1 protein-coding gene is annotated in these 1,949 nt (G+C 62.0%); it reads right to left on the reverse strand.

Going from position 1 to position 1,949, the window contains the following annotated elements; genetic code table 11:
- On the reverse strand, positions 1-1,949 hold a 1,949-nt coding region (locus tag AC2VNK_RS09200), incomplete at both ends, for a helicase-related protein (protein ID WP_486883540.1).

Consider the following 1,949-nt stretch of genomic DNA (forward strand, 5'->3'; position numbering starts at 1 on the left):
CAGGTTCCGGTGATCTTCGACAAAGGGCACGATGCGCTGATTGGGCACTTTGTCGAGCAGTCCTTCTTCCTTTTCCGGGCTTTCACCGGATGCGTTGGGATCATCCTGCTTGCTCCAGGTGCCGGTAATGGGGTTGATATAGAAACCCAGTTGCGCCTTGTTCTTGCGCCGCCGCCAGCCGCGATTGATGCGCCACAGACGGGCAGCGGGGGCGTAGGTGAGTTCAGCCAGCACTTCGTCGCCATTGCGTACAGCGGCCTTGCGCTTCTGGATGACGCCGTCGGGACCGGACAGGAAGCGGTAGGTGCTTTGCAGCTCGAAGCCCTGCCGCTGGCGGTCTTCGTCATTGATGGAAATGCGTTCCACCGCCACGGTTTCCACGGTTTCTATGCGATAGAGCTCCCGTACCCAGTCGTGCTCTGTCAACAGGGCATCACAGTTTTCGCAGCGGTTGACCAGGGGGTCGCTGCCGCCAGGGGCGCCCAGGTGGCCATACCCGCACTGGCTGCAGACCAGGGAAGCGATGGTGGCCAACTGGCTGTTGCCGGAAATGTGATCCGCCGAGCCGACGTTGAGCTTGGCCCGCACCACCCGATACATGCGGCCCTGATGATAGATGAGGCTGCGCGGACCAAACTCCGAGAGTCCCAGAAAACGCGGGCGGCTGACCATGCTGCCTTCGTCCTCCTTCCCGCTCATGGTGTTGCCGCCACTGGCGGGAATCCAGGCCATCAGGGGCAGACGCGGGAAATTGTAGCCGGGCAGGAAGCCCTGGCTGGCCAGGTAACGATAGGTGTAGAAGTCGGCGTTCTGGGTGTTGCCGGTCTTGAGCAGGACCGCATATTGCCGGGCGGCATCCCCATAGCGGCGCTGGGCATTCTGTCGCTCGCCGTGGGAGGCGGTGTGACTCTTGACGATCTGATCGGCCATGTCCATCTGCGTGCGGGTGGAATCAAAGAGCACTCGCCAGCGCTGCAGCGCCCCGGAGAAGCTCTGGGGCGCCGTGGCGATGACTTTTTGCACATAATCCGGGGAGAACCAGTCGCTGTCCTGCAGTTCGTCGTGGAGTTGGTCGATGACCCGCGCGGCGCTCTCCTGGGCGCGGTCCTGAACGGTGATGTTGCCGAGGCAGTCCTGGTAGTGCGGTTTCAGTGGCTTGTCCTGCAGGTCGAGATCCAGCAGTTCGTTGATGCCGGAAGGGAGGTCTATTTCCGCGCAGGCCAGCCAGACCGCATGCAGGTGGCTCTCCACCAGATCGCGATTGGCCAGATCGAGGGTGGGCGACTTGACCACGCCATGGACCATCTCGTTGGCATGGTGGAAAAACCACTGATCGTGGGGGCTCTGGGCGGCGCAGTAGGTGATGACCAGAGCCTGCTGGCCAGAGCGGCCGGCACGGCCACTGCGCTGGGCATAATTGGCGGGGGTGGGCGGCACATTGCGCAGATAGACCGTATTGAGGGCCGAAATATCGACGCCCAGTTCCATGGTGGGTGAGCAGAACATGACCGGCAAGCGCTCCAGCGGCGCTTCATGAGCGGGATTGCTGGCCCAGTCGTGGCGGTCTTTTTCGGTGTAGCGGAAGCGCTGTTCCAGTAACTGGCGGCGCGCCGAATCCACTTGTGCGGTATGCTCCTGCGCCTCAAAGGCGAAGAGCGGATGTTCCGGCTGACGCAGGAGATTGGCGATGTTGAGATAAAGCTGGCGGAAGAAGCCATTGGACTGGCGGTTGTCGGTGTCCGGCTCGTCGGCCGTCAGGCACCAGTCGAGGGCGCCGGCGTTCAGTCGCCATCCCACCAGATGATTTTCCACGGGATGCTTCTGCACATACCCATAGAGGTTGGCGGCCTGGAGCGTCGCTTCGATCAGTTCGGCCCATTCGGCGTCTTTCCACTGGGCTACCTGGCCAGCCCATGCGCTGTCTTGCCAGAAGGTGGCATTTTTGACCT

It is taken from the genome of Acidithiobacillus sp. TH-A35, from assembly GCF_057473505.1.